Genomic DNA, 6,725 nt, shown 5'->3' on the forward strand with positions numbered 1-6,725 from the left:
CGCATCACCCGGAGTCAGGATGTCGTGGTCCGCGAAGTGCAACTGGAACGAGGAGACACCGGGCAGCGTCCCCGCAGGAGCGCGGATCTCGGCCGGGAAGTTCGGCAGCGTGGACAGATCGTTCCCGAACGACGCGGTCTCCGAGGTGAACCTGTCACCCGTGAGCTGCATACCGTCGCCCGAGTCCCCCGCGAACCTGATGATCACCCGGTCGACACGGCGTACGTCCTTCGCCCTGTCGCCCGGTTTGCGCTGCTCTCCCACGACGGCTTCGTCGGCCTGCTCCGCCGGGCTGCTGACCTGACTGGTCACTGAACTGGACCTCCTTCGAGGCGGCTGTCCGGGAGCTGCCCTTCCCGCAGGCCCTCCCAGATCAAGCCTACGTCTGTGAGGGTCGCCCACCCTCGGCCATTCGGCCGATCGTCGTGCGCGGAATCATCGCCGGGCGCCCCCGCTTCTCCTGCTCTACCGTGCGCTCCGTTCCTCGTCGGTTCCTGCACGTCCGTTGCCGGTGTGAAGCAGGACAGTGCTACCCCGCTACGAGTTCAAGTAGGTCAGAACTGCTAGAACCCGCCGGTGATCCCCGTCACTGGGCGACAGCCCGAGCTTCAGGAAGATGTTGCTGACGTGCTTCTCGACGGCTCCGTCGCTGACCACCAGCTGTCTGGCGACCGCCGAGTTCGTCCGCCCCTCGGCCATGAGGCCCAGGACTTCACGCTCACGGGGGGTCAGCCCGGCCAGCACGTCCTGCTTCCGGCTGCGCCCGAGGAGCTGCGCGACGACCTCGGGGTCCAGCGCCGTACCCCCCTGCGCGACCCGCACCACCGCGTCCACGAACTCCCGGACCTCGGCCACCCGGTCCTTCAGCAGATACCCCACACCACGGCTGGAACCGGCAAGCAGTTCGGTGGCGTAACGCTCCTCCACGTACTGTGACAGCACCAGCACCCCGAGCCCCGGATGGCTCTTGCGGAGCTGCACGGCGGCCCGCACCCCTTCATCCGTGTGCGTCGGGGGCATCCGGACGTCCGCCACGACCACGTCCGGCAGCGCGCCCTCGGCGGCCAGCTCCGTGATCGTCTTGACGAGCGCCTGCCCGTCGCCCACCCCGGCGACCACGTCGTGCCCCCGGTCGGTGAGCAGCCTGGTCAGCCCCTCCCGCAGCAAAACCGAGTCCTCCGCGATGACGACTCGCACCCTGTCCTCCACGTGTCCGGCCCCCCGGTAGCTGTACGGCTGCATCGAGCACCCAGCATCCCAGGCCCGGAAGCCGAACGGATCGCCCCTGAGACCGATCGCACCCCCTATCAGGGCCGAAAACGGCGCGATCACGCCCCTAGGGACGCCGTTTCGTACAGAAACGGTCACCTATGACAGTTCCTGCACGAAACTTCGTCCCTACGACGCTCAGAATCCGTACGACGATCCGTGCGCGTACGACGATCAGACGCGCTCCGCCCGCCACGGCAGCTCCGCCGTCACCCGCGTCGGCCCCCCGGCCGGCGAGTCCACCACCAGGATCCCGTCCACCGCGTCCAGCCGCCCCGCGAGCCCCGCGAGCCCGGACCCCCCGGAGGCGTCCGCGCCGCCCACGCCGTTGTCGACGACCTGGAGCATCAGCCGGTCCTCCACCCGCCACACGTCCACCGACGCCATCGTCGCCCGGGAGTGCTTGCTGATGTTCTGGAGCAGCTCGGAGACCGTGAAGTAGGCGATCCCCTCGATGGCCGGCGCGGGCCGCTCCACGAGATCCACGTCCACCTTCACCGGGACCGTGCAGCGGGAGGCGACGGAGGAGAGCGCGGCGTCGAGACCCCGGTCGGTGAGGACGGCGGGGTGGATGCCCCGGGCCAGGTCACGCAGCTCCTGGAGCGCCGTCTTCACCTCGCCGTGCGCCTCCGACACCATCCGCGCGGCTTCCTGAGGGTCCTCGCGGAGCTTCTCCTTGGCCAGGCCGAGCCCCATCGCGAGGTTGACGAGGCGAGCCTGCGCGCCGTCGTGCAGGTCCCGCTCGATGCGCCGCAGGTCCGCCGCCGCCGTGTCCACCACGACGCCCCGGTCCGACTCCAGCTCCACCACCCGGGAGGCCAGCCGCGACGGGCTCAGCAGGCCGTGCACCAGCAGCCGGTCGACCATCGTCAGCGCCCGCACGATCCACGGCGTGGCCATCGTGAACAGCAGCCCGACCAGCGCGGTGACGGTGATCTCGAAAGGGTTGTCCAGGTAGATCCGGTGCGTGCCGTCGCCGTAGAGCTGGATTCCGTCCTGACCGGCGTACGCCGGGAACACCCAGAACCACAGCGGGTACGTCAGCATCGACCAGCCGGTCACCCAGAGGGTCAGCGAGACGCAGAACGAGAACACCGCCCACGGCAGGTGCAGCAGCCCGTACAGCGCGTGCCGCCACGACGAGCCGTCCCGCAGGACCGCGCCCACCCAGCCCATCAGGCTCCGCTTGCGCGGGCGCAGCGCTGCGGGCTCGCCGATCTCCATGCCGAGCAGGCCCCGCGCGCGGACCCGCTCCAGCGCCCCGAAGCCCCGGCAGCCGGCCAGCGCGGCGGCCAGCAGGGGGACGCCGACGAACGTCACGAGCAGGCCGGCGCCGACCGACAGCATCGCCACCGTGTACGTGAAGAACACGATGCTGATCGGCAGGCTCAGCAGCACGTACGTGAACTCCCGCAAGTGGCGGCCCTCGAAGGGGGCCCGCAGCGCGGTGGGGACCCGATGCCGCCGCCCGGTCTCCCCGTACTCCCCGTACCCCACGCCCTGCATGGCCATGGCTCCGTCCCGTTCTGCTCGTCGTCGCACTTGTTGTTTGTTGTCCGCTGTACGACAAGCCTCGCGGAGGGGGCCTCCGGGAACCATGGAGTCCGTAGGCGTCTCGGGTGGGGGGTTATCCCTACCCCGCCGGTCGTACGGGGAATTCCCTGGGGATACCCCGTCATACCCGTAGCCCCCATGGCTGTACGGCCATGGGGGCTACCCACTTGAGAGTGACGTACTTGAGAGCTACGCCCGGTCCCGCCAGGGCAGTTCCGCCGTCACCGTCGTCCCCCCGCCCGGCGGCGAGTCCACGACGAACAGACCGTCGACGGCGCCGAGCCGGTCCGCGAGGCCCCGCATCCCCGTGCCCTTGTCCAGGCTCGCGCCCCCGTTTCCGTCGTCCGAGACCTGGATGAGGAGCCGCTCGTCGGAGCGCCACACGTCGACGGACGCGGTCCGCGCCCCGCTGTGCTTGCTGATGTTCTGGAGCAGCTCGGAGACGGTGAAGTAGGCGATCCCCTCGATCGCCGGCGCCGGTCTCGCGGGCAGGTCGGCGGTCACCTTCACCGGGACCGTGCAGCGGGAGGCGACGGAGGAGAGCGCGGCGTCGAGTCCCCGGTCGGTGAGGACCGCGGGGTGGATGCCCCGGGCCAGGTCACGCAGCTCCTGGAGCGCGAGCTTCACCTCGCCGTGCGCCTCCGCGACCATCTCCGCCGCCGTGTCCGGATCCTCCAGCAACTTCTCCTTGGCCAGCCCGAGCCCCATCGCGAGGTTGACGAGGCGAGCCTGCGCGCCGTCGTGCAGATCCCGCTCGATCCGGCGCAGGTCCGCCGCAGCCGTGTCCACCACGACCCCCCGGTCCGACTCCAACTCCGCGATCCGCCGCTCCAGTTCGTCCGACGGCGACAGCAGCGCCCGCACCATCGCCCGGTCCACGTTCGCGAACCCCCGTGCCACATAAGGGAGTACGGGCCACGCCACGAACAGCGAGACGAGGACGACGGTGAACGTGAGGATGCCCCACGCCAGCCGGATCACGTCGTACAGCACCGTCCGCCAGGCCACCGGGTCCTTCAACGCCGTCCACAGCACCGGCAGGAACCCGTGCCCCTTGCGCCACGGCACCTTCGACGGCTCCTCCACCCGCACCCCGAGCAACACCCGGGCCCGCGCCCGCTCGAAGCGGCCCATCGCCCGCGAGCCCATCAGCCCGAAGGCGATCACCGGCAGGCCGACGACGGTGACGGCCAGCCCCGAGCCGACCGCGAGCATCGTCACGGCGTAGACGAAACCGACCAGCGCGATCGGCAGGTTGAGCAGGAGATGGACGATCTCCTTCCACGTCACCGCGTCGTAGGCGGGACGCACGGGGGGAAGCGGCTCGTCTGGAGCCGTGGACTTCGCGGTCATACCGCTCAGCCTGCCGTGTGCCGGGCGGCTGCGCCATGACGTTCCCCGCCCCCGGGATGCTGGGGATAACCCCACCTTCACCGGAAGTGGCCGTGACGAGCCGCTTACCGGCGCTTTATCAGGGCCTAGACTCCCGGGGGTACGCAACCAGTGAAGTGAAGGGACGGACGTGCGGGAATCGACCGGCGCCCCTGAGACCGCGCTCGCGGCGGACTACTTCCAGTCGTACTCGGCCGTGGGACTGCTCGCCGTCGTCGGCGTGCTCTTCGTGGCGGTGGCGTTCGGCGCGGGGCGCCTGCTGCGACCCGTAGTACCCACGCCCGAGAAGCTCATGACGTACGAGTGCGGGGTCGACCCCGTCGGCGAGGGCTGGGCCCACACCCAGGTCCGGTACTACGTGTACGCCTTCCTCTACGTCATCTTCGCCGTCGACTCCGTCTTCCTGTTCCCCTGGGCGACGGTCTTCGCCGCCGCCGGGTACGGCGCGACCACCCTCGTCGAGATGTTCATCTTCCTGGGGTTCCTCACGGTGGGGCTGCTCTACGCGTACAAGAAGGGCGTCCTGGAATGGGCGTGAGACCTGAGGGGGAGAGGGAGAGCGGGTTGGAGACGGTGGGGTCGGAGAGCGTGGGGGCGGAGACGGTGGGGGCGGGCGGCGCGGGTAGTACGGGTACTACGGGTATGAGGCCGAGCGGCGCAGGTACTACGGGTATGACAGGGGCGGCGGAAACCGCCCCCGCCCCCGCTCCCGCCGAGTCACCCGTGTACCTCCCCGAGCCCAAACGGCTCGGCGCGCTCGCGCGGCTGGCGCCGGAGCCGATGAAGGTCGTCCTCAACTGGGGCCGCCGGTACTCCCTGTGGGTCTTCAACTTCGGCCTCGCCTGCTGCGCGATCGAGTTCATCGCCGCGTCCATGGCCCGGCACGACTTCATCCGGCTCGGCGTGATCCCGTTCGCCCCCGGACCCCGCCAGGCCGACCTGATGGTCGTCTCCGGCACGGTCACCGACAAGATGGCGCCCGCGGTGAAACGGCTGTACGAGCAGATGCCCGAGCCGAAGTACGTCATCTCCTTCGGCGCCTGCTCCAACTGCGGCGGCCCGTACTGGGACTCCTACTCGGTGACCAAGGGCGTCGACCAGATCATCCCCGTCGACGTGTACGTCCCCGGCTGCCCGCCCCGCCCGGAGGCGCTCCTCCAGGGCATCCTGAAGCTCCAGGAGAAGATCGCCCGCGAGTCCCTCGCCGACCGCTACGCCGGCCGCCCCTCCCCGGCCGCCCTCCAGAGCGGCCTGGTCCCGGCCCCCGAGCCGAAGGGCACCCCCCGATGACCGCCGGCTGGCTCCCCGCCCCCGTCCAGGACCTCTTCGGGGACGACGCCGTCGCCGACGAGTCGTACGACGTCCTCACGGTCGACGTCCCCCCGTCCACCTGGCTCACCGCCCTGGACACCGCCCGTACAACCCTGGCCTGCACGTACTTCGACTGGCTCAGCGCCGTCGACGAACCCGGCACCGGCTTCCGCATCTGCGCCCACGTCGTCGCCCTCGCCCCCGTCCGCCGCCTCCTGCTCCGGACGACGGTCCCGCACACGTCCGCCGAGCTGCCGACGGCCGTCGGTGTCTACGCGGGTGCGGCGTGGCACGAACGCGAGACGCACGAAATGTTCGGCGTGACCTTCACCGGCCACCCCTCGCTGACCCACCTCCTCCTCCCCGACACCTTCGAGGGCCACCCCCTCCGCAAGGACTTCGTCCTGGTGGCCCGCGCCGCCAAGCCCTGGCCCGGCGCCAAGGAACCCGGCGAGTCCGACCACGGAGCCCCCAAACGCCGCCAGACCCTCCCCCCGGGCGTCCCCGACCCCAACGAGTGGGGCCCCCTGAAGGGCCAACTCCCCACCCCACCCCCACGCCCGCTCCGCTCGGCCGGTGCCGGTGCCGGTGCCGGTGCCGGTGCGGGCGCGAGTGCCGGAGCTGGAGCCGTTGGTGCAGGTGCCCCGCCCGACCGCCCGCCCCGCCGTACCCGCTCGGCGTCTCAGGGTTCCGCGAGTCAGACGGGCCCCACCGCCCCGTCTCCGGGGGAGAACCCCCTCGGCGCCGGCCCGCCTCGCCGCACGCGCTCGGCGTCTCAGGGTTCTGCGAGTCAGGCGGGGCCCGCCGTCCCGTCTCCGGGGGAGAACCCCCTCGGCGCCGGCCCGCCTCGCCGTACCCGCTCGGCGTCTCAGGGTTCTGCGAGTCAGGCGGGGCCCGCCGTCCCGTCTCCGGGGGAGAACCCCCTCGGCGCCGGCCCGCCCCGCCGCACGCGCTCGGCGTCTCAGGGTTCCGCGAGTCAGACGGCCCCCACCGCCGGACCCCCGTCCGTCCCGAGCGACCGCCCGCCCCGACGTGACCGCTCGGCGTCCCAGGGATCGGCCAGTCAGCGTGCCCAATCTCCGGGCCCGGAGCCCCATGGCACCACGGCCCCCCGAAGCGCCGACGCCCCCTGGCACCACGCCCGCCCCGCCTTCGACGAGCAGGCACCCGACGCCGAGGCGAAGCCGCCGGAGCCGGCC

General features: G+C 71.4%; 6 protein-coding genes and 1 pseudogene. 3 read left to right on the forward strand and 4 right to left on the reverse strand.

The window, feature by feature from the left end:
* From ACVNF4_RS30255 to ACVNF4_RS30270, 4 genes and pseudogenes are all read right to left on the reverse strand, one after another.
* Window positions 1–312, reverse strand: a pseudogene (locus tag ACVNF4_RS30255) (2-oxoacid:acceptor oxidoreductase subunit alpha); the annotation flags it as partial.
* A gap of 225 nt (window positions 313–537) precedes the next feature.
* Window positions 538–1,242 (reverse strand): response regulator, encoded by a 705-nt coding sequence (locus ACVNF4_RS30260; RefSeq protein ID WP_461806070.1) that lies wholly within the window; start codon window positions 1,240–1,242, stop codon window positions 538–540.
* A 201-nt stretch (window positions 1,243–1,443) separates the two neighbouring features.
* Entirely contained in the window at window positions 1,444–2,781 is a 1,338-nt protein-coding gene (locus tag ACVNF4_RS30265; protein WP_461806071.1) for a sensor histidine kinase, read from the reverse strand.
* A gap of 231 nt (window positions 2,782–3,012) precedes the next feature.
* Window positions 3,013–4,176, reverse strand: a complete 1,164-nt coding sequence (locus ACVNF4_RS30270) for a sensor histidine kinase (RefSeq protein WP_461806072.1) — start codon at window positions 4,174–4,176, stop codon at window positions 3,013–3,015.
* A 169-nt stretch (window positions 4,177–4,345) separates the two neighbouring features.
* Between ACVNF4_RS30270 and ACVNF4_RS30275 the strand changes: the two genes are divergently transcribed.
* The 3 genes from ACVNF4_RS30275 to ACVNF4_RS30285 form a co-directional block, all read left to right on the forward strand.
* On the forward strand, window positions 4,346–4,753 hold the full coding sequence (locus ACVNF4_RS30275) for an NADH-quinone oxidoreductase subunit A (RefSeq protein ID WP_461806073.1): 408 nt from the start codon (window positions 4,346–4,348) through the stop codon (window positions 4,751–4,753).
* A gap of 134 nt (window positions 4,754–4,887) precedes the next feature.
* The gene (locus ACVNF4_RS30280; protein ID WP_461806075.1) at window positions 4,888–5,505 is read left to right on the forward strand and encodes an NADH-quinone oxidoreductase subunit B; all 618 of its coding nucleotides are present in this window, start codon (window positions 4,888–4,890) and stop codon (window positions 5,503–5,505) included.
* On the forward strand, window positions 5,502–6,725 hold a 1,224-nt coding region (locus tag ACVNF4_RS30285), incomplete at its 3' end, for an NADH-quinone oxidoreductase subunit C (protein ID WP_461806074.1). The genes ACVNF4_RS30280 and ACVNF4_RS30285, both read left to right, overlap by 4 nt.

The sequence above is a fragment of the Streptomyces sp. S6 genome, from assembly GCF_054880855.1.

Excerpts from the sequence above, each read along its gene's own strand:
- ACVNF4_RS30260 (WP_461806070.1), bottom strand. The coding sequence starts at position 1,242 with ATGCAGCCGTACAGCTACCGGGGGGCCGGACACGTGGAGGACAGGGTG.
- ACVNF4_RS30265 (WP_461806071.1), bottom strand. The coding sequence starts at position 2,781 with ATGGCCATGCAGGGCGTGGGGTACGGGGAGTACGGGGAGACCGGGCGG.
- ACVNF4_RS30270 (WP_461806072.1), bottom strand. The coding sequence starts at position 4,176 with ATGACCGCGAAGTCCACGGCTCCAGACGAGCCGCTTCCCCCCGTGCGT.
- ACVNF4_RS30280 (WP_461806075.1), top strand. The coding sequence starts at position 4,888 with ATGACAGGGGCGGCGGAAACCGCCCCCGCCCCCGCTCCCGCCGAGTCA.